We start from the raw sequence: 24,257 nt of genomic DNA, 5'->3' as shown, positions 1-24,257 counted from the left end.
ACGACTCAACCGAGGGTTACAGCTTACCTAATTTCGGTGAGCGCACGGAACAGGGATCGGTAAGGGGCGCTTTACGGGGCGGTGTCATAATGCCCTGCCGCCGCGGCCGGTTCCAGGTTTGAAACAGGCGATTTTGATGTCGAGATCGGGAGTTTGCCCTATGCCCCGCGTTCTCATCATCGACGACCAGAAGGACGTCCGTGCGATGTGGCGATCGTGCTTCGGGTCAACCATTTCGAGGTCGTGGAGGCCGAAAGCGGCGCGGCGGGGCTGAAGGCCTTTGCGGAAGGCCGCTTTGACGCGGCGAATGTGGACATCTTCCTCGGTGATACCAGCGGCGTCGACGTCATCACCGCCTTGCGCGAACGCGCGCCGGCGCTGCCGGTGATTGCGGTATCCGGGATGACGGCACTCGATTTCATGGACCAATCGCCCCACCTCGCCAACGTGGTCGGCCTGCAAAAGTCGTTTCGGCCGAACGATCTGCTGCAGGCCCTGCGGAAGGCCCAGGCCGCGGCCGGCGGCGAGATTTCGGCCGCGGTCTGACCGGCAAAAGAACGCCCCGGCAAGCCGGGGCGTGGTCGCGATGGCGGGAGCCTTCGGGGGATCGCTGATCGGGATCCCCGAAGAGCATTCTGGATCAAGAGCCCTTGATCAGGAGCCCTTGGCGCCGAGCTCGGCGTAATTGCCCTTTGCGTCCCACTTGTAGACGACATAGTCGATCTGCTTGAGGTCGCCCTTGGCGTCAATCTCGATCGGGCCGAGCACCGTGTCCCACTTGCCGGCCTTGATGGTCTCCATGACCTTCTTGGCGTCGGTGGTACCGGCCTTCTTGACCGCCTGCGTCCAGACCTGCAGCGCAGCGTAGGTATAGAGCGTATAGCCTTCCGGATCGATGCCCTTGGCCTTGAACGCCTCGACGATCTTCTTCGCGGTCGGCTTGTTGCGCGGGTCGGGACCGAAGGTGAACAGCGTGCCTTCGCCGGCGGGACCGGTGATGGAGGCGTACTCCTTGTCGGCGAGCGCGTCGCCCGACATCAGCACCGTCTTCAGGCCCTGATCGCGCATCTGGCGCAGGATGAGGCCGGCTTCCTGATGGTAACCGCCGACATAGACGAGTTCGACATTATCCTTCTTCAGGCGCGAGACGATCGCATTGAAGTCCTTGTCGCCCTTGTTGTAGGATTCGTACATCTTCTCGGTAATGCCGGCCTTGTTGAGCGCCTTCTTGGTCTCGTCGGCAAGACCCTTGCCGTAGGTGGTCTTGTCGTTGAGGATCGCGATGTTCTTGCCCTTGTAGTTCTTGGCGATGTACTGCGCGGCGATCAGGCCCTGCTGGTCGTCGCGGCCGCACACCCGGGCCACGTTCCACAGCTTGCGCTCGGTGAAGAGCGGGTTGGTCGAAGCCGGGGTGATTTGCAGGACGTTACCGTCCGCATAGGCTTCAGAGGCAGGGATCGAAGACGACGAGCAGAAATGGCCGGCGACGAACGGGATCTTGGCGCCGGCGATCTTTTCCGCGATCGAGCGGGCCTGTTTCGGATCGCAGGCGTCGTCCTCGGCGTTGAGCGCGAGCTTCTTGCCGTTGACGCCACCGGCGGCATTGATGTCGGCCACGGCCATCTCGGCGCCGTTCTTCATCTGGCGGCCGAAGGCGGACTCGCCGCCGGTCATCGGGCCTGCGACTGCGACGGTGACATCCTGCGCGAATGCCGCGCTCGACAGCGCGAGCGATGCGCCGAATGCCAGACCGATGAGCTTCAGTGATTTCATGAGATACCTCGCGGGTGGTCGCCTGTGGAAGTTGCCGGGCATGCCCGGTTCAAACCGGCGCCATTCTTGAATGAATTCGAGGAGAAGTCACCGGCAAAATACGGGCATACGCCAAGATATCTAGCCGCATCCTCGCGCAGGGCGGGGCCCGGGTTAGTGCCGTCCGCCTTCCAGATAAGCGGCCCGGATTTCGGGGCGCTGCAGCAATTCGGCGCCGCTGCCGGCCAGCGTGATCAGGCCATTGACCATGACATAGCCGCGGTGGGCGAGCTTGAGGGCATGGTTGGCGTTTTGCTCGACGATCAGCACGGTCAGGCCGTCCTGCCGGTTCAGTGTGCGGATGGCGTCGAAAATCTGCCGCGCGATGAGCGGGGCGAGCCCCAGCGAGGGTTCATCGAGCAGGAGCAGGCGAGGGCGGCTCATCAAGGCGCGGCCGATCGCGAGCATCTGCTGCTCGCCGCCGGACAGGGTTCCGCCGCGCTGGGCGAAACGCTCCTTCAGGCGGGGAAACAGGGCGAACACGCGCTCGAGCGTGCTCTCCCGTTCCGCCGGCGTGCTCTCGGTGACGTCGGCCCCCATCTGGAGGTTCTCGGCGACGCTCATGCGCGGGAAGATGCGGCGGCCTTCGGGCGACTGCGCGATGCGCAAATGGGCGATCTCGTGGGTCGGGACGGCCGTGATGTCCTTGCCCTCGTACAGGATCTGCCCGGCGCGGGCGCGCGGCTTGCCGAAGATCGTCATCATCAGCGTCGACTTGCCGGCGCCGTTGGCGCCGATCAGCGCCACGATCTCGCCCGCATTGATGTCGACGTCGACGCCCTTCAGAGCCTCGATCTTGCCGTAGGCCGCGCGCAGGCCCCGGATCGCGAGCAGGGGGGGCGCCGCCGTCACGATCCGCTCTCCATGACGGCCGCGGCTTCTTCCTCGTCGGTGCCGAGATAGGCGGCGATCACCTTGGGATCGTCGCGCACCTCGCGCGGCGTGCCTTGTGCGATCTTCACGCCGTGATCCATCACCACGATGTGGTCGGAGATCTCCATCACCACCGACATGTCATGTTCGATCAGGAGGATCGACGTTCCCAGGTCGTTGCGGATCGAAAGCAGGAGCTCGTTCAGCGCCGCGCTCTCTCGCGCGTTGAGGCCGGCGGCGGGTTCGTCCAGGCACAGCAGCGCGGGCTCGGTGCACATCGCGCGCGCGATTTCCAGCCGGCGCTGGTCGCCATAGGCGAAATTGCCGGCGGCATCGTCGGCGCGGTCGAGCAGGTTGACCCGCTTCAGCCAGTCGGTGGCAAGATCGATCGCGCGCTTTTCGGCCTCGCGGTAGGCGGGCGCGCCGACGAGGCCGAGCAAGGTGAAGCCCGAGGCGTGCATCAACGCGTTGTGCTGCGCCACCATCAGGTTCTCCAGCGCCGTCATGCCGGGAAACAGGCGGATGTTCTGGAACGTGCGGGCGACCTTGGCCTGCTTGGCGATGCGGAAATCGTTGAGCCGCTCCAGCGCGATTTCCCTGCCGTCGTCATGGGTCAGGCGAATCGACCCGCCGGTCGGCTTGTAGAAGCCGGTGATGCAGTTGAACACGGTGGTTTTGCCGGCACCGTTCGGCCCGATCAGCGCGGTGATCTTCTTCCGCTCGGCGGCGAACGAGAGATCTTGCACGGCGACGATGCCGCCGAAGCGCATGGTCAGCCGGTCGACGCTGAGGATCGTGCTGCGGCTCATCCGTGGCCTTCCTTGACGAGGTCGGAGGAGATGGCCTGCGACTTCTTCAGGTAGACGGTCGGCGCGCGATGGCCGACCAGGCCGCGTGGCCGCCAGATCATGATCAGCACCATCGCCCAGCCGAACACCAGCATGCGATAGTTTTCGAGGCCGCGGAACAGCTCGAACCCGCCGATCATGGTCAGCGCCGCCAGCGCGACGCCCAGCTGCGAGCCCATGCCGCCGAGCACGACGATGGCGAGCACCAGCGCCGATTCGTGGAAGGTGAACGATTCCGGGCTGATGAAGCCCTGCCGGGTGGCGAAGAAGGCGCCGGCGAAGCCACCGAACATGGCGCCGGTCGCGAACGCCGTGAGCTTGGTCGTCGTGGTGTTGATGCCAAGCGCGCGGCAGGCGACCTCGTCCTCGCGCAAGGCTTCCCAGGCGCGCCCGATCGGCAGCCGGCGCAGGCGGATCGTCACCCAATTAGTGAGCAGCGCCAGCGCCAGGATCAGATAGAACAGGAAGACGATGCGGTGGGTCGGCGAATACTCGATGCGGAGCAGGGCGGCCAACCCATCGTCGCTCCTGTCGAGCGGAATGCCGAACAGGGTCGGACGCGGAATACCGGATACGCCGTTCGGTCCGCCGGTCAGATCCTGCCAGTTGATCAGGACGAGGCGGATGATCTCGCCGAAGGCGAGCGTCACGATGGCGAGATAGTCGCCGCGCAGGCGCAGCACGGGGAAGCCGAGCAGCACGCCCCAGAATGCGGCGAGGATGCCGGCGAGCGGCAGGCAGATCCAGAACGACCAGCCGAAATTGGTGGCGAGCAGCGCATAGGAATAGGCGCCGACCGCATAGAACGCGACGTAGCCGAGATCGAGCAGGCCGGCGAGCCCGACCACGACGTTGAGGCCCCAGCCCAGCATCACATAGGTGAGCACGAGAATGGCGAGGTCGAGGATATAGCGCTGGTTATAGAAGATCACGGGCACCAGCAGCGTGAAGATCAGCAGCGCGGGCGCAAGATAGCGGCCGACCAGCGACATGCCCTTCTGCACCGCCGGCGGCACGAGCGTCTCGGTGCCGGCAGGGCCGATCCATTGCCTGAGCAGCTCGATCGCGATCGAGCCGCCGAACACCGCGGCGACGAGGGAGGCGAGCTCGCCGAATCGCGTCCAGTAGGTGAGCTGGCCCTCGGGCCCCGCCTCGGTGCGGATGCCGACCATCAGCGAGAACAGCACCAGCGCAATGAGGGCGTTGATGAAGGCGGTCTTGAGGAGGGCGGCGGTGCCCGTTGCAGGTTTGGTCGTGTGGGTCGAGGGTGCTGTCACGCGGCCGATCCGTTAGACTTTTTCGACTTCGGGACGGCCGAGCAGGCCGGTCGGCATGAAGATCAGCACGACGATCAGGATCGAGAACGCCGCAACGTCCTTGTACTCGACCGAGAAATAGGCCGACCAGAACGTCTCGATCAGGCCGATCAAAAGCCCGCCGAGCATGGCGCCGGGCAGGGAGCCGATGCCGCCGAGCACCGCGGCCGTGAAGGCCTTGATCCCGGCGACGAAGCCCATGAAGAAGTCGACCAGGCCGTAATAGAGCAGGTACATCAGGCCCGCGACGGCGGCGAGCGCCGCGCCGATCACGAAGGTCATGGAGATGGTGCGGTCGACGTTGACGCCGAGCAGCGCCGCCATGGTCTGATCCTGCTCGCAGGCGCGCATGTCGCGCCCGAGCCGGGTGTTCGACACCAGCCAGGTGAAGATGGCCAGCAGCACGATGGTGGTGATGACGACGATGATCTGGATGTTGGAGAGCTGGATGACGAAGCCGTCCGCGCTTTCATGCAGCGTATAGCCGCCGGTGATGACGGGCGGGATCGGCTTGACCCGGGCGCCTTGCGCCACTTGCGAATAATTCGTCAGCACGAACGACATGCCGATGGCCGACAGCATCGGGGCGAGGCGGAAGGAATGGCGCAGCGGCCGGTAGGCGATGCGCTCGATAGTCCAGCCATAGAGCGCCGTGATCGCCATCGAGACAAGCAGCACCAAGAGCAGGATCACGGGAACGGCCGTGAGGCCGAGCGAGATCAGGATCAGGAAGGTGATGAGGGCGATGAAGCCGCCGATCATGAAGACGTCGCCATGGGCGAAGTTGATCATGCCGACGATGCCGTAAACCATCGTGTAGCCGATCGCGATCAGGCCGTAGATTGAGCCGAGCACGAGGCCGTTGATGAGCTGCTGGGCGAAATAATCCATAAGCTGCCGTACCCAAACTTGACGCGGCTCAAAGGGAGCTCTTGCAGAGAGTTCTTGGGCCCCGGCAGCCCTTGAGCGTTCACCAGGTTTTGTAACAGGAGGGAACTGGCGGCTGCAACTGGCCCGGTCTCCGCCTTAAGGCTTGTACAGAGATCATTTCAGTGCCGGGTTCCCTCGGTCCTGCGAGGAACCTGGTCCCCAAGGCAACCAAAGTGGATGCAGGCCGTTGTCTTGCCTCTGACGTCCAACAAGGGAGTTTCCCCGAATGACGAAGCAGCAGAACCAGAATCCGGGTCAGCAGAACCAGAACCCCGGCCAGCAGCGCCCCGGGCAGCAGCAGGGTGGGGGTCAGAAACCCGGACAGCAGCAGCAGGATCCGCGCCAGGGCGATCGCCCGGGCCAGCAGCAGGGCGGCCAGCGCGACCAGGAATAGCGAGTTTGGGAACCCAGGAGTGAGGAGAGGCCCCGCCGGAAGGCGGGGCCTTTTTTCTTGGGGCCATCGTTTGCCCGTCATTCCGGGAGGTGCGTCAGCACCAGACCTCAGGTGCGCAACTGCGCACCGGGGAATCTCGAGATTCTCGGCTGTGCAATTGTGCACCATAGTTCGGCTCTGCGAGCCGCCCCGGAATGACGAAAGCGGACGGGCAGTTAAGGTAAACAAAGGGTTTAAATTGCCGCCACAGTCTGATGCGAGTTAGCTCCGGCATGGCCGCCGCCTTCCATCGAAGGCTCGGCAAACCAGGCGGGAAGCGGCATGTTCAGGAACTGGCGGATCGGCTCGGTCAACGGCGCGCTGCTGGCGGCCTATTTCATTCCCGTCTGGAGCCTCATAGCCTTCAGCATCATCGTGGCGCCCGTGCGCGGCCTCTACGAGCGGCCGAGCGTCGCGGTGGCGCTGTACCTGAGCGACCATCTGCAGATGGCGGGCATGGACACGGTACGTGCCGCCTGGCTGCTGGCGCTCGGACGGCTGACCGTGGTGGCGTTCTTCGCGATCTACCTCGTGCTGCTCTGCATTCCCCGCACCCGCAAGAGCGGCGGCAGTGACGAGGCGCTCGGTATTGCGCTGGCAATCGGCAGCCTGATCTCCTTTGCCAGCATGGTGATGGCCTCGAAGGTCGGCGAGCTGGCTGCGCTTCGGCTGCACGCCACCGAGCTCCTGATGCTGCTCGGTGCCGCGGTCGTGCTCGTGATCGAGAAGCCGGCAGCTGCGCCGAAGACGGCCGAGGTCGCCGCGCCGCCGAATCTTCAGCCTCTAGGTCTTGAGCAGGCCGAGCTCCTGCACAATCGCTGAGGCTTCCTTGACGGCGTGGTTCGCCGCCGGCACGCCGCAATAGATCGCCTGCTGTAGCAGGATCTCCTTGATGTCGTCGGGCGTGAAGCCGCCCTCGGCCAGTGCCGCACGCACGTGCAGGCGGAATTCGTCCCATTGCCCGATCGCGACCATGGTGCCGATCACCAGCACGCGCCGCGTCCGCTCGTCGAAATGCGGCCGCGTCCAGATCTCGCCCCAGGCGTAACGGGTGATCAGATCCTGGAAGTCGGTGTTGAAGGCGTTGCGGTTCGCGATCGACTTGTCGACCCAGGCATCGCCCAGCACCTTGCGGCGCACGTTCATGCCGCCATCGCGGCGCTTCTGGTCGTCCATGGTGTTTCTCCTCTTTCGTCATTGCGAGCGCAGCGAAGCAATCCAGAAATGTGCCCGCGGAGACGGACTGGATTGCTTCGTCGCTACGCTCCTCGCAATGACGGTTGTTGCTAGCGCTGCGTCAGGAACCCCACCACCGCATCCGTGAACGCATGCGGCTGCTCGACGTTCGAAATGTGCGCGGCGTCGATGATGGTCATGCTGGCGCTGGGAATGCTGGAGCGGATCAATTCGGCCGCCGAGATCGGCGTCGCCACGTCGTGGCGGCCGGCGATCACCAGCGTCGGGCTCTTGATCTTCGGTAGCAGCGCGCGCTGGTCAAGCGTCGACAGCGCCTCGCAACAGGCGAGATAGCCCTCGACAGGCGAGGCGAGCAGCATCGACTTCATCTTCGCGGTGATCGCAGGCTCGCGCTCGCGGAAATCCTGGGTGAGCCAGCCCGCGATCACGGCATCGGCGACGGCGGCGATGCCGCCCTCCTTTACCGCCTTGATGCGGTTGTGCCAGTTAGTTGGATCGGGGTAGTAGCAGGAGGTGTTGGCGAGGATCAGCTTGCCGAACCGTTCGGGCGCATTGGCGCCGAGCCATTGCCCGACCATGCCGCCCATCGACAGGCCGCACCAATGCACCTTCTCGATGTTGAGGTCGTCGAGGATTGCGAGCACGTCGCGGCCGAACCGCTCCATCGTGTAGGGGCCGGGCGGGACGTTCGACTTGCCGTGGCCGCGGCGATCGTAGCGGATGACGCGGAACACCTGCGTCAGCGCCTTCATCTGCGGCTCCCACATCTGCAGCGTGCAGCCGAGCGAGTTCGACAGCATCAAGGTCGGCCCGCCGTCGCGGCCTTCGACGGAGACGTTGAGGAGGCATCCGTCGGCATCGATCATGGGCATGCGGCGTCTCCGTTCCTAATCTTGATCGAGGTTGTCGAGCAGCCGGTCGATCAGCGCCTGTGACGCCCCTTGATAGGCCATCGGCTCGAACAATGCCGCAATTTTTTCCGCCGTAAGGTGCGCGGTGACTTGCGAATCAGCCGACAGCACCTCGCGCAGATGCTTCTTCTCGGCGACGGCGCGCTTGCTCGCGGCCTCGACGAGATGATGCGCGTTGCTCTTGCCGATGGCTTCGGCGAGCGCGAAGGTGACGGCCTCGGCCATGATCAAGCCATGCGTCGCATCGAGATTGCTGCGCATGCGCGCTGCATCGACCTCGAGACCCTCGGCGATGTCGACGACGGCCGCCAACGCGCCTGATGTGACCAGCATTAATTGCGGCAGCGTCGGCCATTCCGCGTGCCAGGGACCGGCACTGCGTTCGTGGTCCTGCACCTGGGCGGCGAAGATTGTCGCGGCAAGCTGCGGGGCCATGGTCGCAGCGCCCAGCGCGCTTGCGGCGGCGACCGGGTTGCGCTTGTGCGGCATGGTCGAGGAGCCGCCGCGGCCTTCGCCGGCGGGCTCGAACGCTTCGGCGACGTCGGTCTGCATCAGCAGCGAGACGTCGCGCGCGATCTTGCCGCAGCTGCCGGCGAGAATGGCGAAGCAGGATGCGGCCTCGGCGATGCGGTCGCGATGGGTATGCCAGGGCGCCTCGGGCAGCGGCAGCTCGAGCTCCTGCGCCAGCCGTTCGGCCACCGCGAGCCCCTTGTCGCCGAGCGCAGCGAGCGTGCCGGCGGCGCCGCCGAATTGCAGCGCGAGGCCCTCGCGGGAGAGCCGCCGCAGGCGGCAGCGGGCGCGGGCAAGGCTCGAGGCGTATTCGGCGGCCTTCAGCCCGAACGGCATCGGCAGCGCGTGCTGAAGCCAGGTCCGCGCCACCATCGCGGTGTTGCGGTGGCTGCGCGCCAGCGCGGCAAAGCCCTTGATGGCGCGGCTGAGGTCGGCATCCAGCGCCGCGATGCCGGCGCGCAGCATCAGCATGGTCGCGGTGTCGATGACGTCCTGGCTGGTCGCGCCCCAATGCACGTAGCGCGCGGCCTCCGCGTCATTCTTGCCGACATTGGCGGTTAGCATCTTGACCAGGGGAATCGCGAGATTGCCCGACCGCGTCGCGGCCTCGGCCAGTGCGGCCATGTCGAAGCCATCGGCCTTGCACGCCGCCTCGATTGGTCCGATGGCGGATGCGGGAATCACCGCACTTGCCGCCTCGGCGCGTGCCAAGGCTGCCTCGAAATCGAGCATGTTCTGCAAGGTCGACCGATCGTCGCAGACCACGCGCATGGCGGCGCTCGACAGCATCGGTGCGAGCAGGGGGGAGATGGATGTGCTCATGTTGCGCGCGACCTAATCATCATGGCCCGGCCGTGCCAATCCCCCACCGCCCGCACACGTCATTTTGCAGTTGCGAATATGCATTGCACGTGACCGGGCGCCGGTCTTTCCTTTGCCGCGTCGCTGCGTTACTTGATCAGTACTATAGTTACGCGATCAGGGAGGCACCCTCATGGCCATGACGATGAACGGCGAAGTCCAGCTTGCGGCGCCGCGCGAGGCCGTGTGGGCCAAGCTCAACGATCCCGAGGTGCTGAAGGCCTGCATCCCCGGCTGCGAGGAGCTGGAGAAGACCGACGACGGCGGCTTCCGCGCGACGGCGAAAATGAAGGTCGGCCCGGTGTCGGCGCGCTTCAAGGGCAAGGTCACGCTGTCCGATCTCGACCCGCCGAACGGCTACAAGATCTCCGGTGAGGGCGAGGGCGGGGTGGCCGGATTCGCCAAGGGCGGCGCGGCCGTCAAGCTCGCCGAGAAGGACGGCGGCACGCTGCTCTCCTACGACGTCGAGGCGCAGATCGGCGGCAAGTTGGCGCAGCTCGGCCAGCGCCTCATCAACGGTGCCGCCAAGAAGCTGGCCGACGAGTTTTTCGCGAACTTCGCCAAGGCCGTACAGAGCTGAAGGTCCAATACTTTTAGGGTAGCGCCTTCGGCATGGCGCCTTGCGCCCGGGGCGATGTTGCCCCGGGGCATAATGGCCCATATGATGGGTTGGAATAATTATAAGAACCGCTTCGACGGGACCCGTCGGGGTGCTGACAGAGAGTGCTTATGGCAAAAATCTCCCTCATCGTGAACGGCAATCCAGTCACCGCCAATGTCGATCCCCGCACGCTCCTGGTGCAATTCCTGCGCGAGAATCTGCGGCTGACCGGCACCCATGTCGGCTGCGACACCTCGCAGTGCGGCGCCTGCGTCGTGCATCTCGACGGCAAGGCCGTGAAGTCCTGCACCACGCTTGCGGTGATGGCCGATGGCCACGAGGTCAAGACGATCGAGGGGCTGGCTGCGGACGGCGCGCCGCTGCATCCGATGCAGGAGGCCTTCCGCGAGCACCATGGCCTGCAGTGCGGCTTCTGCACGCCCGGCATGATCATGACCGCGATCGACATCGTGCACCGCAAGGGCCACGAGCTCGACGACCACACCATTCGCGAGGAGCTCGAAGGCAATCTCTGCCGCTGCACGGGCTACCAGAACATCGTCGCCTCGATCTCCGCCGGCGCGAAGGCGATGGCCAAATCCGACCTCGCGTAACGCGCCTCCCGCGATCAGGACATACAGATGTACGAATTCAAATATCATCGCCCTGGGACCGTTCGCCAGGCGGCCAACCTCCTGGTGAAGAACGAGGACGCCAAGGTGATCGCCGGCGGCCACACGCTGATTCCAGTCATGAAGCAGCGCCTCGCCAGCCCCCCGCATCTGGTCGACCTCTCCCACATCGAGGGGCTCAACACGATCGAGATGAAGGGCCGCTCGCTGGTGATCGGCGCCACCGCCAAGCATGCCGAGGTCGCGACCTCCGCCATCGTCGGTGAAGCCATTCCGGCGCTGGCGAACCTTGCCGGCGGCATTGGCGATCCCGCCGTGCGTCACAAGGGCACGATCGGCGGCTCGCTCGCCAACAACGATCCGACTGCCGATTATCCGGCCGCGGTGCTCGCGCTCGGGGCCACCATCGTCACCAACAAGCGCCGCCTCAAGGCGGAAGAGTTCTTCCAGGGCCTGTTCACGACCGCGCTCGAAGCGGATGAGATCATCACCAAGGTGATGTTCCCGCTGCCGAAGAAGGCCGCTTACGTCAAGTTCCGCAACCAGGCCTCGCGCTATGCGCTTGTCGGGGTGTTCGTGGCGCGGCGTCCTTCGGACGTGCGCGTTGCCGTCACCGGTGCGGGCTCCGAAGGCGTGTTCCGCGTCACCGCATTCGAGGAAGCCTTGAGGAAGCGCTTCGCCTCGAAGGCGCTGGAGGGCATCGCGGTACCGGCAGAAGGCCTCAACAGCGACATCCACGGCAGCGCCGAATACCGCGCGCATCTCATCGGGGTGCTGACGCGGCGCGCCGTCGATGCTGCCAATGCCAAGGAATGAGCTGACCTCATTCCTCGGTCCAGACCTGTCCCCGGTGAGGGCGTAGCGAGACTGGCTTTTCCATGACTTCAGCGGCCACTTCTTCCGGTGCTTTGCCGGCATCGGTCGATGCGATGCTCGAACTCCTGACGTCGCGCGGCTATCTCGCTGAGCGCTCACTGGCGACGGTGACGTATCTGTCGCTGCGTATGGGCCGGCCGCTGTTCCTGGAAGGCGAGGCCGGCGTCGGCAAGACCGAGATCGCTAAGGTGCTCTCGGCGGCGCTGGGGCGGAAGCTGATCCGCCTGCAGTGCTATGAAGGCCTCGACGTCTCCTCCGCGGTGTATGAGTGGAACAGCGCGTCGCAGATGATCGCGATCCGGATGGCGGAAGCCGCGGGCGACACTGATCGCGATCAGCTTTCGAGCGATATCTTCGCCGACCGCTACATGATCAAGCGGCCGCTGCTCCAGGCGCTGGAGCCTGATGTCGCCGGTCCGCCGGTGCTGCTGATCGACGAGCTCGACCGTGCCGACGAGGCGTTCGAAGCCTACCTGCTCGAGATCCTCAGTGACTTCCAGGTGACCATCCCCGAATTCGGCACCGTGAAGGCGCCGCACCCGCCGATCGTCATCATCACCTCCAACCGCACCCGCGAGATCCACGACGCGCTGAAACGGCGCTGCCTCTATCACTGGGTCGATTATCCCGCCGCCGAGCGCGAGCTCGCGATCGTCAAGACACGCGTGCCCGGCATCTCCGCCAAGCTGTCGCAGCAGGTCGTGCGCTTCGTGCAGGCGCTGCGCAACCAGGACTTCTACAAGTCGCCGGGCGTTGCCGAGACCATCGACTGGGCCACGGCGCTGTCCGAGCTCGATGCCCGCTCGCTGACCCCGCAAGTGGTCGGCGACACGCTGGGCGCGCTGCTCAAGTACCAGGACGACATCACCCGCATGCAGGGCGATGCTCTGCATAAGGTGTTGAAGGACGCGACGAGCGAGAATTGACGCGCGGGCGTCGTAACTAGCTCGTCATTCCGGGGCGCGCGTCAGCGCGAGCCCGGAATCCATAACCACGATCGGGAGTATGGATTCCGGGCTCGCGCCAAGAGGCGCGCCCCGGAATGACGGCTGAGAGTGTAGACCATGGCCATCAACCACCTTGCCCCCGAAAAGACCGAGCAGTTCGCCGACAACATCGTCGGCTTCGCCCGCGCGCTGCGTGCGGCCGGCCTGCCGGTCGGGCCGGGCGCTGTCATCGATGCCATGAGCGCGCTGCAGGTGATCGACATCGGCAGCCGATCCGACGTCTTCACCACGCTGGAGGCGATCTTCGTCAAGCGCCATGAGCATGCGCTGATCTTCAAGCAGGCTTTCAACCTGTTCTTCCGCGCCTCGGAAGAATGGAAGCACATGCTGGATTCGGTGCCGCTGCCGGAAGAGGCCAAGAAGAAGCCCCAGGCCGGCGCCCGCCGCGTCCAGGAGGCGATGGCGCAGCCTCGCATGACCGAGACGCCGCAGCACCAGGAGCAGGATCTGCGCCTGTCGGTTTCCGACAAGGAGATCCTTCAGAAGAAGGATTTTGCGCAGATGAGCGCGGCGGAGATCGCCGAGGCGCTCCATGCCATCGAGCGGATGCATCTGCCGCAGGCCGAGCTCTTGACGCGCCGGCGCCGGCCCGATGCGCGCGGCCTGCGCCTCGACCTCCGCCGCACGTTGCGCGCCTCCTTGCGCACCGGCGGCGACATCATCGACATCCATCGCCTCGGACGGATCGAGAAGCCGGCGCCGATCGTGGCGCTGCTCGACATCTCGGGCTCGATGAGCGAATACACCCGCCTGTTCCTGCATTTCCTGCATGCCATCACGGATGCCCGCAAGCGCGTCTCGGTGTTCCTGTTCGGCACGCGCCTCACCAATGTCAGCCGCGCGCTGCGCCAGCGCGACCCGGACGAGGCGCTGGCGAGCTGCTCGGCCTCGGTCGAGGACTGGGCCGGCGGCACCCGCATCTCGGCCTCGCTGCATAACTTCAACAAATTGTGGGCGCGGCGGGTGCTGAGCCAGGGCGCCATCGTGCTCTTGATCTCCGACGGGCTGGAACGGGAGGCCGATTCCAAGCTCGCCTTCGAGATGGACCGGCTGCACCGGTCCTGCCGGCGGCTGATCTGGCTGAACCCGCTGCTGCGGTTTGGCGGCTTCGAGGCCAAGGCGCAGGGCATCAAAATGATGCTGCCCCACGTTGACGAATTCCGGCCCGTGCATAATTTGAGTTCGATCCAGGAGCTGATCACGACGCTCTCCCAGCCGCTGCCGCCGCATCACCGCAGCCTGATCCGCTCCGCAGCTTGAGAGGCCAGCCATGCTCGATCGCGACGAGGACATCCTGAAGGCGGCGGAGGACTGGCAGAAGGCCGGCCGTGGCGTTGCGCTCGCGACGGTCGTCGAAACCTGGGGCTCGGCGCCGCGCCCGGCGGGCTCCAGCCTCGTCATCAACGACGAAGGCACGTTCCTGGGGTCCGTCTCCGGCGGCTGCGTCGAGGGTGCGGTGGTTACGGAGGCCATGGATGTGATCCAGAGCGGCAAGCCGAAGATGCTGGAGTTCGGCGTCGCCGACGAGACCGCCTGGAACGTCGGGCTGTCCTGCGGCGGCACCATCCGCGTCTTCGTCGAGAAGGTCGGTTAGCCGTGAAGCTCGACATCTTGCACGAACTCAATGCCGAACGCGCCGCGCGCCGGCCCGTCATTCTGGTAACCGACACCGAGAGCGGCGAGCAGCGCCTGGTGAAGGCGAAGGATTTCGCCAGGGATCCGCTGCGCGCCGAGCTGGAAAAGCAGCTTCGCATGGGCAAGAGCGCCAGTGTCGAGGCCGGCGGCAAGAAGCTGTTCCTCAACGTCTACGCCCCGACGGCAAAGCTCGTCATCATCGGCGCGGTTCATATCAGCCAGGCCCTGGCGCCGCTGGCGCGCTCGCTCGGCTATGACGTGACCGTGGTCGATCCGCGCACGGCCTTTGCGAGCCCCGAGCGCTTTCCCGACATTCCGTTGATCGCCGAATGGCCTGATACTGCGCTGCCGCCGCTCAATGTCGATGCCTACACCGCGTTCGTGGCGGTGACGCACGATCCCAAGATCGACGACCCCGCGCTGCTGCACGCCTTCGAGCGCAACTGCTTCTATATCGGCGCGCTCGGCTCGCGGAAGACGCATGCCAAGCGCGGCGACCGGCTGCGGGCGCAGGGCGCCAAGGAAAGCGACATCGCGCGCATCCACGCGCCCATTGGGCTAGCGATCGGCGCGGTCTCGCCGTCCGAGATCGCGGTGGCGATCATGGCCGAGATCACGGCCGTGCTTCGGCTGCCTCCCAAGGAAAAAGAAGAAGCGGCATGAAGTTCGGCCCGGCGAGCCCCAGGGATGCGATTGGCGGGGTGACCGTCCACACCCTGCGCCAGGGATCGCTGGTGCTGAAGAAGGGCACGACGATCGGACCTGCCGAGGTCGAGGCGCTGGAGCGCGCCGGCATCAAGGACATCGTCGTGGTGCGCATGGAGGCGGGCGACGTCTCCGAGGATGTTGCGGCCGCCAGCATCGCGCTCGCCATCGGCGGCGAGGGCATCCATGTCGAGCGCGCTTTCACCGGCCGCGCCAATTTGTTCGCCGCGCAAGCGGGCGTGCTGGTCATCGACCGCGCCGCGGTCGACCGCATCAACAACATCGACGAAGCCATTACCTTTGCGACGCTCGCCGCCTACAAGCCGGTCGTCGAGGGCGAGATGGTTGGAACCGTTAAGATCATCCCGTTCGGCGTCGAGGCGAGTTTGCGCGATGCCGCGGTGAAGGCGGCGGGCAAGGATGTGCTGAAGGTCGCGCCTTACGTGATCAAGCGCGTCGGCGTGGTCTCGACGCTGCTGCCGGGCCTGTCCACCAAGGTCATCGACAAGACGCTGCGCGTCACCGCCGAACGGCTGGCGCCGGCCGGCGCCGGCATCATCGCCGAGCGCCGGGTCCCGCACGAGGAGCAGGCGCTGTCGGCCGCAATCAAGGAATTGCTCGGCCTCGGCGCCGAGCTCGTGATCGTGTTCGGTGCATCCGCGATCGCCGACCGCCGCGACGTGATTCCGGCGGCCGTCACCGGAATCGGCGGCGAGATCGAGCATTTCGGCATGCCGGTCGACCCCGGCAATCTCCTGCTGATCGCCCGCGCCGGCGAGGTGCCTGTGCTGGGCGCGCCGGGCTGCGCGCGCTCGCCGGTCGAGAACGGTTTTGACTGGGTCTTGATGCGGCTTCTCGCCGGCATCAAGGTGACCCGCTCCGAGCTGATGGGCATGGGCGTCGGCGGCCTCTTGATGGAGATCGTGACGCGGCCGCAGCCGCGCGCCAAGCCGGAGACCGAAGGCAACCGCCAGGTCGCGGCTATCGTGCTCGCGGCGGGCCGCTCGACCCGGATGGGCGGGCCGAACAAGCTGCTCGCCGAGCTCGACGGCAAGAAGCTGGTGCGCCTCGCGACCGAGCAGGCGCTGGCCTCTAGGGCATCTGAGGTGATCGTCGTCACCGGCCATCAGGCCGAGCTCGTCGAGCAGGCGCTGCAAGGCCTTAAGGTGACATTCGTCCGCAATCCGGACTTCGCCGGCGGCATCGCCAGTTCGGTGAAGGCCGGCATCGCCGCCGTTCCCGAGACCTGCGATGGCGCCGTCGTGTGTCTCGGTGACATGCCGCTGATCGACGCCGGCCTGATCGACAGGCTGATCGACAGTTTCGCGCCCGACCGCGGCAATCTCATCGTCGTTCCCGTCAGCGAGGGCCGCCGCGGCAACCCCGTGCTGTGGTCGCGCCGCTTCTTCAAGGAGCTGATGACGCTCGACGGCGACGTCGGCGCGCGGCATCTGATCGCCAAGCACACTGAGGCCGTCGCCGAGGTGCCCGTCGACGGCGAGAGCGCCTTCCTCGACATCGACACGCCGCAGGCGCTGGAGGCGGCACGGCGGGGATGAAGGTGCCGTAACCGACGGCGCCGTAGGGTGGGCAAAGGCGCGGAGCGCCGTGCCCACGGCCTCTTCGTGGCGATTGACAATGGGTGGGCACGCTTCGCTTTGCCCACCCTACTGCACCTGCCCATCCTCTCGATTTCAACGCCTCATTCACCATCTGGAAACGACCGCCGCTTAGAGTTGCCTCCACCTGCCTTGGGGGGAGGGGTTTTCCATGGCTTCGAACATCGTCGCGCGCCGTTGCGCGATGTTTTTCTTTGCGTTGTCCATTTGCGTTGCCGGCGCTCGGCACATTACGGAAGCCCATGCCGCCGGCGCCTTTGCGGTCGGCAAGTGCGGCGCCTATGGCCAGGCCTATGATTATGGCCACGAGCACGAGGCCCGCGCCGCCGCGCAGAAGCAATGCAAGGGCGATTGCACCACCGTGACGATGAAGCGCGCCTGTGCCGCGATGTCGGTCGATATGACCAATCCCTGCGGCGCCTATGGCTATGCCGTCAAGCCGAAGATTTCCGCCTCGCTCAACGCCGCCACGCGTGAATGCTACAAATACGGCGGCAAGGAATGCGTGATCCGCGCCTGGGCCTGCGACGCGAAAGGCTGATTTTCTCTTGCTGTCATTCCGGGGCGATGCGTAGCATCGAACCCGGAATCCATCGTGCCGCAGAGCGGGTGGACGAATGGATTCTCAGGTGCGCAATTGCGCACCATAGTTCGCGCCAAGTGGCGCGCCCCGGAATGACAACTTGAGGAATTACATGCAATTCGACACCAAGATCGCGGTCGTGATCCGTACCGATCTTCAAGCCTGGCAGAAGCTGAACGTAGCCTCCTTCCTCACCAGCGGCATCGCCGCGGCCTTTCCGGAATGCATCGGCGAAGCCTATGAGGACGCCTCAGGCACGAAGTATCATGCGCTGATCGGGCAGCCGATCCTGATCTACGGCGCCGACGGTCCTGCATTGTCGCGCGCGCTGGACCGCGCGCTCACCCGCAACGTCAAGGCGGCGGTCTACACCGAGGACATGTTCAAGACCACGCACGATGCTGCCAATCGGGAGGCGGTGAGGGCGGTTGCGCGTGGCGACCTCAATCTCGTTGGCATTGCGATGCGCGCCGAGCGGAAGGTGATCGACAAGATCGTCGACGGGTTGAAGTTCCATAGTTAGTTGCCGCTCGATAGCCTCCACATCCGTCATTGCGAGCGAAGCGAAGCAATCCAGAATTGTTCGGCGCAGGTTTTCTGGATTGCTTCGTCGCTTCGCTCCTCGCAATGACGGAGGGTGCGCTCACCCCGGCGGCATGCCGTCGAACTTCACCAGGCCAGGATCGAGAGGATCCCACTCATGGGCGCGCGCGGCGAAGGTCACCGCCTGCGGCCTGTAGCGGGCGGGCTCGTCGAGGCTCGCAGCGCGGATCGTGAACACGTCGGGCTGTGCCGCGAAGGTCATGTAGACGGCGACGCCGCACTGCGGACAGAAGCTGCGCGTCTTCACCTTGCCGTTGTCGGCGACCATGTCCCAGTGCTTGGCATCGCCCGTCAGCGTCACACCGGCGCGCGCGAAGGTCGCGTACGAGCCATGGCCGCTGCCGCTTTCCCGCTGGCAGTCGCGGCATTGGCAGTGATTGCTGAAGAGGGGCTCCCCTTCGATCGAATAGCGGATCGCGCCACAGGCGCAGCCGCCGGTATAGGGCTTCTCCATCGCGATCTCTCCCGCTCAATCTTCGCCGCTGATCTCGTCGAGCTTGCGAACGACCTGCTTCCAGCCGCCGCTCATCACCGTGTAGGCCGACTCGTTCCTGGGCAGGACGAAGCCCGCATGGACGAGGCGGATCCGCGTGCCGGCTTCGACTGGGGTGAGGGACCAGGTCACGACGGTGTCGAGCGGGGCGCCATAGCCGGTGTTGCGCTCGTCGCCGCCCTTCCAGGCGTAGACGAGGCGGCGATGCGCCACGACCTCGAGAACCCGGCAATGGATCACGCCGTCCCAGTTGCCGCCCGGCGTGGTCTGGAAGGTGAAGGCCTTGCCTTCGACGGCTTCGAAGCCGGTCGGCTGCATCAGCCAGCGCCCGATCAGCTGTGCGCTGGTCAGCGCCTTCCAGATCGTCTCGGCTGTGTGAGGGAAGACCTCGTCGATGACGATGTCTCTTGTGTCGGCTTTCAAGGCGGCAGCACTCACGGGTCGATCTCCTTCAAGAGGTCACGCAGGTTCTGGAAACGGTCGCGCCAGAAGACGCCGTAATGGTCCATCCAGGTGACCAGCGGCTCCAGCCCCTGCGGCGCGGCGCGGTAATAGACGTTGCGGCCCTCGGCGCGCTCGGCGACGAGGCCCGCTTGCTTCAACGATTTCAGGTGTTGCGAGACGGCTCCTTGCGTGACGCCGCTGCCGCGCGTCAGCTCGGCGACGCTGATCTCTTTGCTCTCGAACACACGCTCGAACACGGCGCGGCGGGTCGGATCGGCGAGGGCGCGCATCACGGTGGTGACGGGGTTTGGGGTGGCTTCGATCATGAGATCTAATTAGCGGGAACTAATGTATTAGTCAACACTAATTCGTCTGGACGATCGCCGCTCCTGCGCGCTCTTGACTATGACTGACTAGTCAGTCATATATATCGAATGACGAAGAAGCCGACCACCGCCGCACCCTCTGCGGCTCCCACCCTCGCGAACGGCCCTGCGGCTACTGGCCCCGATGCAGCGCCTGCCTCGAACCGCGCCTCGCGCGCGGCGGAGCGGCGTGCGGCGATCGTCGAGGCAGCGATGGAGGAGTTCATCGCCCGCGGCTTTGCCGCCACCAGGCTCGACGACATCGCCAAGCGCGCCGGCGTCGCCAAGGGCACGATCTACCTGCATTTCAAGGACAAGGAATCGATGTTCGAGGAGCTGGTGCGCATCGTCATCGTTCCCGTGGTCGCGCGGCTGACCACGCTGCCGCCGCCGGCAGGCTCGGTGCGCGACCTCATCGAGACGTTCGCCGGCAACTTCCTGAAGGAGGTGATCGGCACGAGGCGGGGCGATCTGGTGCGTCTGATCGTGGCGGAGGGGCCGCGCTTTCCGTCCGTCGCCGACTTCTACTACCGCGAGGTGGTCTCGCGCGGGATCACTGCCATGCGCGCGCTGATCGAGCTCGGCATCGCCCGCGGCGAGATCCGGCAGAAGGACCTCGCGCGCTATCCACAGATCCTGGTCGCGCCCGCGATGATCGCCGTGATCTGGCAGAGCCTGTTTGCGCGGCATGCGCCGCTCGACGCGCAGGAGATGCTGCGCGTTCATCTCGATTTGATTTTTGGCGAACGGAGGACGACATGAGGTCGTCGCAAGCAATTTCTGTTGTGGTATTGTTCGCGGTGCTGGCCACCGGGCTTGCCGGGTGCAAGGAGAAGCGCGATCCCGGCTTCCAGGGGTGGGTCGAGGCCGACATGATCTTCGTCAGTCCGGACGAAGCCGGGCGCGTCACCAAGCTCAACGTCCGCGAAGGCGACGAGGTCAAGGTCGGCGATCACCTCTATTCCGTCGACGACGATCTCCAGCTTGCCGACCTCAACCAGCAGAAGGCGACGCTTGCGAACGCGCAGCAGACCTATGACCGTGCGGCCTCGCTGAACAAGACCGGTTCGGGCACGCAGGCCAATCTCGATTCCGCCGTGTCCGCCTTGCGCGTCGCGGAGGCGCGGGTGGCGACCTCGGAGACGCGGATGGCACGGCGCAAGGGCTTTGCGCCGGTCGCCGGCACCATCCAGCAGATCTATTTCCGCGAAGGCGAGATGGTGGCGGCGCAGCGGCCGGTGCTCTCGATCATGCCGCCCGGCAACATGAAGCTGCGCTTCTTCGTGCCGGAGACCGAGTTGCCGAAGCTCGCGATCGGCGACACGGTGCGTGTCTCCTGTGACAATTGCGCCGCCGACCTCACCGCGAAGATCTACTTCATCGCGACCTCGGCCGAATACACGCCGCCCGTCATCTACAGCCTCGAAGAGCGCAACAAGCTGGTTTATCTGATCCAGGCGCGACCCTCGCGGCCCGATGCCTTGCGCGTCGGACAGCCGATCGACATCCACCTCAATCCCAAAACTCCTGAGACCAAGACACCGGTGGCGGACAAGCGATGAGCAACGGCAACGGCATCGCAATCGACGTCAAGGGCCTGACCAAGTCATTCGGCGGCCGCGAGGTCGTGCACGATCTGTCGATGCAGGTGAAGCGCGGCTCGATCTACGGCTTCCTCGGTCCCAACGGCTCGGGCAAGACCACGACGATCCGCATCCTCTGCGGCCTGCTCACGCCCGATAGCGGCGAGGGCACCTGCCTCGGCTATGACATCCGCCGCGATGCCGAGAAGATCAAGCGCCAGGTCGGCTACATGACGCAACGGTTCAGCCTGTACCAGGATCTCTCGGTGCGCGAGAACCTCGAATTCGTGGCGCGGCTCTATGGCCTCGCTGACGCGCGCGGTGCCGCGCGCGACATGATCAAGCGGCTCGGGCTGTCGGGGCGCGAGGAGCAGCTCGCCGGCGAGCTGTCGGGCGGCTGGAAGCAGCGGCTGGCGCTGGGGGCTTGCACGCTGCCCAATCCACAATTGTTGCTTCTGGACGAGCCGACCGCCGGCGTCGATCCCAAGGCGCGGCGCGATTTCTGGAACGAGATCCATGCGCTGGCCGCCGAAGGCCTCACGGTGCTGGTCTCGACCCATTACATGGACGAGGCCGAGCGCTGCCACGAGATCGCCTACATCGCCTACGGCTATCTGCTGGCGCACGGCACGGTGGAGGAGGTGATCGCGAAATCCGCGCTCACGACCTATACCGTCACGGGCGACGACCTGAACGAGCTTGGCGCCGCGCTCACGGGCAAGCCCGGCATCGACATGGTGGCGCCGTTCGGCACTTCGCTGCATGTTTCCGGCCGCGACGTCCCGGCGCTCGAAGCCAGCATTGCGCCCTGGCGCGAGAAGAGCGGCCAGCACTGGCAGAAGTCCTCGCCCTCGCTCGAAGACGTGTTCATCGAGCTGATGGGACGCTCCAAGGACAATTTCCAATGAGCGCGGTCGACCATCCCGAACCACGGCGCGACATCCGCGAGCGCTTCGGCTTCCTGCGGCGTTCCTACGCGATGCTGATCAAGGAGTTCATCCAGCTGAGGCGCGACCGCGTCTCGTTCGCGATGATCGTGATGCTGCCGGTGATGCAGCTGATGCTGTTCGGCTATGCCATCAACACCACGCCGCGTCATCTGCCGAGCGCGGTGCTGCTCCAGGAGGATTCCGATCTCGCCCGCTCGGTGCTGAAGGCGCTGGAGAACACCAAATATTTCCGCTTCCTCTACGAAGTTCACGACGTCGACGATTTCGACAATCTCCTGAAGTCCGGCAAGGTGCTGTTCGGGGTCGAGATCCCGCGCGGCTTCGAGCGGGCGGTGCGGCGCGGCGACAGGCCGGCGCTGCTGGTCGCGGCCGACGCCACCGATCCGGTCGCCGCAAGCGCTGCGCTCGGCTCGCTCGGCATGATCGTGCAGACCGCGCTTGCGCACGATCTCTATATCGGCGAGCCCCCGGAGATGCCGTTCGAGATCCGCGCCCACGCCCGCTACAATCCGGCCGCGAATTCCAGCCTCAATATCGTGCCAGGCCTCGTCGGCACCATCCTCACCATGACCATGCTGATCTTCACCGCGCTCTCGGTCACGCGCGAGGTCGAACGCGGCACCATGGAGAGCCTGTTGTCGATGCCGATCAAGCCGGTCGAGGTGATGTTCGGCAAGATCGTGCCCTACGTGCTGGTCGGCTTCGTCCAGGCCTTCCTGATCATCGGCATCGGTGTCGGCCTGTTCGGCGTGCCCGTGCTCGGCAATCTTGTCCTGCTGGCGCTGCTGTCGACGCTGTTCATCACCACCAATCTGGCGGTCGGCTACACCATCTCGACGCTGGTTCAGAACCAGCTCCAGGCCATGCAGATGTCGATGATGTTCTTCCTGCCGAGCATTCTGCTCTCCGGCTTCATGTTCCCGTTCGCAGGCATGCCGGCCTGGGCGCAATATCTCGGCGAGTGCCTGCCGCTGACCCATTATTTGCGGATCGTCCGCGCCATCATGCTGAAGGGCGCGACCATGGAGAATTTGCGCTTCGATACGCTGGCGCTGGCGGCCCTGATGCTGCTCGCCATGACCGTCGCCGTGACGCGCTTCCGCCGTACGCTGGATTGAGGCACAATACCCCGGAATCCCGGAATCGAGGGGTGGAATGGCCAAGTTTGCGAGCAGGAAAGCGCGGCAGCATGCCGTCTTGTCGGAGGACTTCGAGCGCGAGCTGACGCGGGAGGTGCTGCGCACCGAGCTGCTGCGGGTGCGAGCGCTGATCGCGACCGGCTGCTGCATGATGTTTTTACTGACGGCCATTTACCTGATCGATCCCGCAGTGGTGAACCGGGTCTGGCGCGGAACGGAGGGGATCATGGAGGTCTACGGCCTTCTGGCCGGCTTCATCCTGTTCGAGGCCTGGGTCCACACCCAGATCAGGAAGAACCTCCGCCTCGATCGCGACCTGCCGGTGATCAGGCGCTATATCGGCACGCTGATCGAGACGTCGCTGCCGACGCTGATTCTCATTCTGCAAATCCGGACCATGGGCGCGCCCCAGGCGCTCGGCTTCGCCGTGCCGCTGATGTATTTCATCTTCGTGATCCTCTCGACGCTGCGGCTCGACTTCTGGCTCTCTGCATTCACTGGTTTCGTCGCCGCGGCCGGGCTCCTGGCAGTCGCACTATATTACAACTCGACCGGCGAGACGGATGAGCCCTTGGTCTATCTCCACGCCGTGCGCAGCATCGTCATCCTGATCTGCGGCGTACTCGCTGGCGCCGTCGGCGCTCAGCTCCGCCGCCAGTTCGCCGCGAGCATCGCGGCCGCCACCGCGCGCGACCGGGTCACCAATCTGTTCGGCCAGCACGTCTCGCCGCAGGTGGTGGAGCGGCTGATGACGGCGGGAACGGGCGCAAGCGGCGACGTCCGCCGCGTCGCGGTGATGTTCGTCGATTTCCGCGGCTTCACGGCCGGCGCGCAGTCGCGCAGTCCGCAGGAGGTGGTCGACCGGCTCGACGGCGCCTTCGCCGTCCTGGTCGACATTCTCGACCGCCAGGGCGGCATCGTGAACAAGTTTCTCGGTGACGGTTTCCTCGCGCTGTTCGGCGCGCCGCTGGAAGCATCCGACGCCGCGCACCGCGCGGTCGCCGCCGGCCGCGAGATGCTCCGGGCAATGGACCGCATCAACGCAGAGAGCAGCTGGCCGCTGCGGATCGGCATTGGCATCCATTTCGGCGAGGTCGTCGCCGGCAATATCGGCTCGCCCCGGCGCAAGGAATACACGGTCATCGGCGATACCGTGAACTTCGCCTCGCGACTCGAGGCGCTGAACAAGGATTTCGGCTCGCAGCTCCTGATCTCCGCATCCGTGCGCGAGGCGCTGGGCGATGACGGGAGCGATGCCGTCGCGCTCGGCGAGGTCGAGGTGCGCGGCTACGAGCGGAAAGTACCGGTGTTTCAGCTGGGGTAATGTGCAT

At 65.4% G+C, this 24,257-nt stretch carries 28 protein-coding genes and 1 pseudogene; 18 read left to right on the top strand and 11 right to left on the bottom strand.

Features of this window, described 5'->3' with window-relative positions; translation table 11 throughout:
* Positions 1-160 precede the first annotated feature (160 nt).
* Positions 161-546 (top strand): annotated as a pseudogene (locus ACM43_RS29265) (response regulator).
* 108 nt (positions 547-654) lie between these two features.
* Here the strand turns inward: ACM43_RS29265 and ACM43_RS29260 are convergent.
* From ACM43_RS29260 to ACM43_RS29240, 5 genes are all read right to left on the bottom strand, one after another.
* Complete coding sequence (locus tag ACM43_RS29260) at positions 655-1,773, bottom strand: branched-chain amino acid ABC transporter substrate-binding protein (RefSeq protein ID WP_271544874.1); 1,119 nt, start codon at positions 1,771-1,773, stop codon at positions 655-657.
* 153 nt (positions 1,774-1,926) lie between these two features.
* A complete protein-coding gene (locus ACM43_RS29255) occupies positions 1,927-2,664 on the bottom strand; it encodes an ABC transporter ATP-binding protein (RefSeq protein ID WP_271544872.1) in 738 nt (245 codons plus the stop codon).
* Positions 2,661-3,494, bottom strand: coding sequence for an ABC transporter ATP-binding protein (locus ACM43_RS29250; RefSeq protein WP_271544870.1), 834 nt, complete (start codon positions 3,492-3,494; stop codon positions 2,661-2,663). The genes ACM43_RS29255 and ACM43_RS29250 overlap by 4 nt, the downstream gene beginning before the upstream one ends.
* Entirely contained in the window at positions 3,491-4,810 is a 1,320-nt protein-coding gene (livM, locus tag ACM43_RS29245) for a high-affinity branched-chain amino acid ABC transporter permease LivM (RefSeq protein ID WP_271544868.1), read from the bottom strand. The genes ACM43_RS29250 and livM overlap by 4 nt, the downstream gene beginning before the upstream one ends.
* Before the next feature lie 12 nt (positions 4,811-4,822).
* Complete coding sequence (locus tag ACM43_RS29240) at positions 4,823-5,740, bottom strand: ABC transporter permease subunit (protein WP_271544866.1); 918 nt, start codon at positions 5,738-5,740, stop codon at positions 4,823-4,825.
* Between the two features lie 265 nt (positions 5,741-6,005).
* Between ACM43_RS29240 and ACM43_RS29235 the strand changes: the two genes are divergently transcribed.
* Positions 6,006-6,173 (top strand): hypothetical protein, encoded by a 168-nt coding sequence (locus tag ACM43_RS29235; protein ID WP_271544864.1) that lies wholly within the window; start codon positions 6,006-6,008, stop codon positions 6,171-6,173.
* A gap of 321 nt (positions 6,174-6,494) precedes the next feature.
* A complete protein-coding gene (locus tag ACM43_RS29230; RefSeq protein ID WP_271544862.1) occupies positions 6,495-7,034 on the top strand; it encodes a hypothetical protein in 540 nt (179 codons plus the stop codon).
* On the opposite strand, the gene ACM43_RS29225 is transcribed toward ACM43_RS29230, so the two are convergent.
* From ACM43_RS29225 to ACM43_RS29215, 3 genes are all read right to left on the bottom strand, one after another.
* Positions 6,996-7,388 carry a carboxymuconolactone decarboxylase family protein gene (locus ACM43_RS29225; protein WP_271544860.1) on the bottom strand — a complete coding sequence of 131 codons (393 nt, stop codon included), beginning with the start codon at positions 7,386-7,388 and terminating at the stop codon, positions 6,996-6,998. The two genes, ACM43_RS29230 and ACM43_RS29225, sit on opposite strands and share 39 nt — an antisense overlap.
* A 110-nt stretch (positions 7,389-7,498) precedes the next feature.
* Entirely contained in the window at positions 7,499-8,281 is a 783-nt protein-coding gene (gene pcaD, locus ACM43_RS29220; RefSeq protein ID WP_271544858.1) for a 3-oxoadipate enol-lactonase, read from the bottom strand.
* A 15-nt stretch (positions 8,282-8,296) separates the two neighbouring features.
* Positions 8,297-9,652 carry a 3-carboxy-cis,cis-muconate cycloisomerase gene (locus ACM43_RS29215; RefSeq protein ID WP_271544856.1) on the bottom strand — a complete coding sequence of 452 codons (1,356 nt, stop codon included), beginning with the start codon at positions 9,650-9,652 and terminating at the stop codon, positions 8,297-8,299.
* Positions 9,653-9,824: 172 nt separating this feature from the next.
* Between ACM43_RS29215 and ACM43_RS29210 the strand changes: the two genes are divergently transcribed.
* From ACM43_RS29210 to ACM43_RS29165, 10 genes are all read left to right on the top strand, one after another.
* Positions 9,825-10,271 (top strand): SRPBCC family protein, encoded by a 447-nt coding sequence (locus ACM43_RS29210; RefSeq protein WP_126260910.1) that lies wholly within the window; start codon positions 9,825-9,827, stop codon positions 10,269-10,271.
* Positions 10,272-10,420: 149 nt separating this feature from the next.
* Complete coding sequence (locus tag ACM43_RS29205; RefSeq protein ID WP_014494194.1) at positions 10,421-10,906, top strand: (2Fe-2S)-binding protein; 486 nt, start codon at positions 10,421-10,423, stop codon at positions 10,904-10,906.
* Positions 10,907-10,933: 27 nt separating this feature from the next.
* Positions 10,934-11,740, top strand: coding sequence for an FAD binding domain-containing protein (locus tag ACM43_RS29200; protein ID WP_271544852.1), 807 nt, complete (start codon positions 10,934-10,936; stop codon positions 11,738-11,740).
* A 62-nt stretch (positions 11,741-11,802) separates the two neighbouring features.
* Positions 11,803-12,726, top strand: coding sequence for an AAA family ATPase (locus ACM43_RS29195; protein WP_271544850.1), 924 nt, complete (start codon positions 11,803-11,805; stop codon positions 12,724-12,726).
* A gap of 138 nt (positions 12,727-12,864) precedes the next feature.
* Positions 12,865-14,067 carry a vWA domain-containing protein gene (locus ACM43_RS29190; protein ID WP_271544848.1) on the top strand — a complete coding sequence of 401 codons (1,203 nt, stop codon included), beginning with the start codon at positions 12,865-12,867 and terminating at the stop codon, positions 14,065-14,067.
* A 10-nt stretch (positions 14,068-14,077) separates the two neighbouring features.
* Positions 14,078-14,401, top strand: a complete 324-nt coding sequence (locus ACM43_RS29185; RefSeq protein WP_025037240.1) for an XdhC family protein — start codon at positions 14,078-14,080, stop codon at positions 14,399-14,401.
* Between the two features lie 2 nt (positions 14,402-14,403).
* Positions 14,404-15,105 carry an XdhC family protein gene (locus ACM43_RS29180; RefSeq protein WP_271544846.1) on the top strand — a complete coding sequence of 234 codons (702 nt, stop codon included), beginning with the start codon at positions 14,404-14,406 and terminating at the stop codon, positions 15,103-15,105.
* The gene (locus tag ACM43_RS29175) at positions 15,102-16,706 is read left to right on the top strand and encodes a molybdopterin-binding/glycosyltransferase family 2 protein (protein ID WP_271544844.1); all 1,605 of its coding nucleotides are present in this window, start codon (positions 15,102-15,104) and stop codon (positions 16,704-16,706) included. The genes ACM43_RS29180 and ACM43_RS29175 overlap by 4 nt, the downstream gene beginning before the upstream one ends.
* 211 nt (positions 16,707-16,917) lie before the next feature.
* Positions 16,918-17,307 carry a DUF4189 domain-containing protein gene (locus ACM43_RS29170; protein ID WP_271544842.1) on the top strand — a complete coding sequence of 130 codons (390 nt, stop codon included), beginning with the start codon at positions 16,918-16,920 and terminating at the stop codon, positions 17,305-17,307.
* Positions 17,308-17,461: 154 nt separating this feature from the next.
* Positions 17,462-17,872 (top strand): DUF2000 family protein, encoded by a 411-nt coding sequence (locus tag ACM43_RS29165; RefSeq protein WP_198399601.1) that lies wholly within the window; start codon positions 17,462-17,464, stop codon positions 17,870-17,872.
* A 120-nt stretch (positions 17,873-17,992) separates the two neighbouring features.
* On the opposite strand, the gene ACM43_RS29160 is transcribed toward ACM43_RS29165, so the two are convergent.
* The 3 genes from ACM43_RS29160 to ACM43_RS29150 are packed head-to-tail and all read right to left on the bottom strand — an operon-like array spanning position 17,993 to position 19,215.
* Positions 17,993-18,406, bottom strand: coding sequence for a GFA family protein (locus ACM43_RS29160; protein ID WP_157280704.1), 414 nt, complete (start codon positions 18,404-18,406; stop codon positions 17,993-17,995).
* A 15-nt stretch (positions 18,407-18,421) separates the two neighbouring features.
* Complete coding sequence (locus ACM43_RS29155) at positions 18,422-18,883, bottom strand: SRPBCC family protein (protein ID WP_271544839.1); 462 nt, start codon at positions 18,881-18,883, stop codon at positions 18,422-18,424.
* Positions 18,880-19,215, bottom strand: a complete 336-nt coding sequence (locus ACM43_RS29150; RefSeq protein ID WP_157280703.1) for an ArsR/SmtB family transcription factor — start codon at positions 19,213-19,215, stop codon at positions 18,880-18,882. Before ACM43_RS29150 ends, ACM43_RS29155 begins: the two co-directional genes overlap by 4 nt.
* A gap of 108 nt (positions 19,216-19,323) precedes the next feature.
* Between ACM43_RS29150 and ACM43_RS29145 the strand changes: the two genes are divergently transcribed.
* From ACM43_RS29145 to ACM43_RS29125, 5 genes are read left to right on the top strand one after another with little or no spacing between them, the layout of a single operon-like run.
* A complete protein-coding gene (locus ACM43_RS29145; RefSeq protein WP_271544837.1) occupies positions 19,324-20,016 on the top strand; it encodes a TetR/AcrR family transcriptional regulator in 693 nt (230 codons plus the stop codon).
* Positions 20,013-20,816, top strand: a complete 804-nt coding sequence (locus ACM43_RS29140; protein ID WP_157280701.1) for an HlyD family secretion protein — start codon at positions 20,013-20,015, stop codon at positions 20,814-20,816. The genes ACM43_RS29145 and ACM43_RS29140 overlap by 4 nt, the downstream gene beginning before the upstream one ends.
* Positions 20,813-21,745 (top strand): ABC transporter ATP-binding protein, encoded by a 933-nt coding sequence (locus ACM43_RS29135; RefSeq protein WP_157280700.1) that lies wholly within the window; start codon positions 20,813-20,815, stop codon positions 21,743-21,745. The genes ACM43_RS29140 and ACM43_RS29135 overlap by 4 nt, the downstream gene beginning before the upstream one ends.
* A complete protein-coding gene (locus ACM43_RS29130; protein ID WP_271544834.1) occupies positions 21,742-22,905 on the top strand; it encodes an ABC transporter permease in 1,164 nt (387 codons plus the stop codon). Before ACM43_RS29135 ends, ACM43_RS29130 begins: the two co-directional genes overlap by 4 nt.
* Positions 22,906-22,942: 37 nt before the next feature.
* Positions 22,943-24,250 carry an adenylate/guanylate cyclase domain-containing protein gene (locus ACM43_RS29125; RefSeq protein ID WP_271544832.1) on the top strand — a complete coding sequence of 436 codons (1,308 nt, stop codon included), beginning with the start codon at positions 22,943-22,945 and terminating at the stop codon, positions 24,248-24,250.
* The last annotated feature ends 7 nt before the right edge of the window (positions 24,251-24,257 follow it).

The organism is Bradyrhizobium sp. CCBAU 45321 (genome assembly GCF_028128975.1).
Classification (GTDB): Bacteria; Pseudomonadota; Alphaproteobacteria; order Rhizobiales; family Xanthobacteraceae; genus Bradyrhizobium; species Bradyrhizobium yuanmingense.
This window is presented reverse-complemented; position numbering and strand designations above follow the sequence as displayed.

Bases quoted from the DNA above. Each gene is read 5' to 3' on its own strand.
- ACM43_RS29260 (WP_271544874.1), bottom strand. From the start codon at position 1,773: ATGAAATCACTGAAGCTCATCGGTCTGGCATTCGGCGCATCGCTCGCG.
- ACM43_RS29250 (WP_271544870.1), bottom strand. From the start codon at position 3,494: ATGAGCCGCAGCACGATCCTCAGCGTCGACCGGCTGACCATGCGCTTC.
- ACM43_RS29240 (WP_271544866.1), bottom strand. From the start codon at position 5,740: ATGGATTATTTCGCCCAGCAGCTCATCAACGGCCTCGTGCTCGGCTCA.
- ACM43_RS29235 (WP_271544864.1), top strand. From the start codon at position 6,006: ATGACGAAGCAGCAGAACCAGAATCCGGGTCAGCAGAACCAGAACCCC.
- ACM43_RS29230 (WP_271544862.1), top strand. From the start codon at position 6,495: ATGTTCAGGAACTGGCGGATCGGCTCGGTCAACGGCGCGCTGCTGGCG.
- ACM43_RS29225 (WP_271544860.1), bottom strand. From the start codon at position 7,388: ATGGACGACCAGAAGCGCCGCGATGGCGGCATGAACGTGCGCCGCAAG.
- pcaD (WP_271544858.1), bottom strand. From the start codon at position 8,281: ATGCCCATGATCGATGCCGACGGATGCCTCCTCAACGTCTCCGTCGAA.
- ACM43_RS29215 (WP_271544856.1), bottom strand. From the start codon at position 9,652: ATGAGCACATCCATCTCCCCCCTGCTCGCACCGATGCTGTCGAGCGCC.
- ACM43_RS29210 (WP_126260910.1), top strand. From the start codon at position 9,825: ATGGCCATGACGATGAACGGCGAAGTCCAGCTTGCGGCGCCGCGCGAG.
- ACM43_RS29205 (WP_014494194.1), top strand. From the start codon at position 10,421: ATGGCAAAAATCTCCCTCATCGTGAACGGCAATCCAGTCACCGCCAAT.
- ACM43_RS29200 (WP_271544852.1), top strand. From the start codon at position 10,934: ATGTACGAATTCAAATATCATCGCCCTGGGACCGTTCGCCAGGCGGCC.
- ACM43_RS29195 (WP_271544850.1), top strand. From the start codon at position 11,803: ATGACTTCAGCGGCCACTTCTTCCGGTGCTTTGCCGGCATCGGTCGAT.
- ACM43_RS29190 (WP_271544848.1), top strand. From the start codon at position 12,865: ATGGCCATCAACCACCTTGCCCCCGAAAAGACCGAGCAGTTCGCCGAC.
- ACM43_RS29185 (WP_025037240.1), top strand. From the start codon at position 14,078: ATGCTCGATCGCGACGAGGACATCCTGAAGGCGGCGGAGGACTGGCAG.
- ACM43_RS29175 (WP_271544844.1), top strand. From the start codon at position 15,102: ATGAAGTTCGGCCCGGCGAGCCCCAGGGATGCGATTGGCGGGGTGACC.
- ACM43_RS29170 (WP_271544842.1), top strand. From the start codon at position 16,918: ATGGCTTCGAACATCGTCGCGCGCCGTTGCGCGATGTTTTTCTTTGCG.
- ACM43_RS29165 (WP_198399601.1), top strand. From the start codon at position 17,462: ATGCAATTCGACACCAAGATCGCGGTCGTGATCCGTACCGATCTTCAA.
- ACM43_RS29160 (WP_157280704.1), bottom strand. From the start codon at position 18,406: ATGGAGAAGCCCTATACCGGCGGCTGCGCCTGTGGCGCGATCCGCTAT.
- ACM43_RS29150 (WP_157280703.1), bottom strand. From the start codon at position 19,215: ATGATCGAAGCCACCCCAAACCCCGTCACCACCGTGATGCGCGCCCTC.
- ACM43_RS29145 (WP_271544837.1), top strand. From the start codon at position 19,324: ATGACGAAGAAGCCGACCACCGCCGCACCCTCTGCGGCTCCCACCCTC.
- ACM43_RS29140 (WP_157280701.1), top strand. From the start codon at position 20,013: ATGAGGTCGTCGCAAGCAATTTCTGTTGTGGTATTGTTCGCGGTGCTG.
- ACM43_RS29135 (WP_157280700.1), top strand. From the start codon at position 20,813: ATGAGCAACGGCAACGGCATCGCAATCGACGTCAAGGGCCTGACCAAG.
- ACM43_RS29130 (WP_271544834.1), top strand. From the start codon at position 21,742: ATGAGCGCGGTCGACCATCCCGAACCACGGCGCGACATCCGCGAGCGC.
- ACM43_RS29125 (WP_271544832.1), top strand. From the start codon at position 22,943: ATGGCCAAGTTTGCGAGCAGGAAAGCGCGGCAGCATGCCGTCTTGTCG.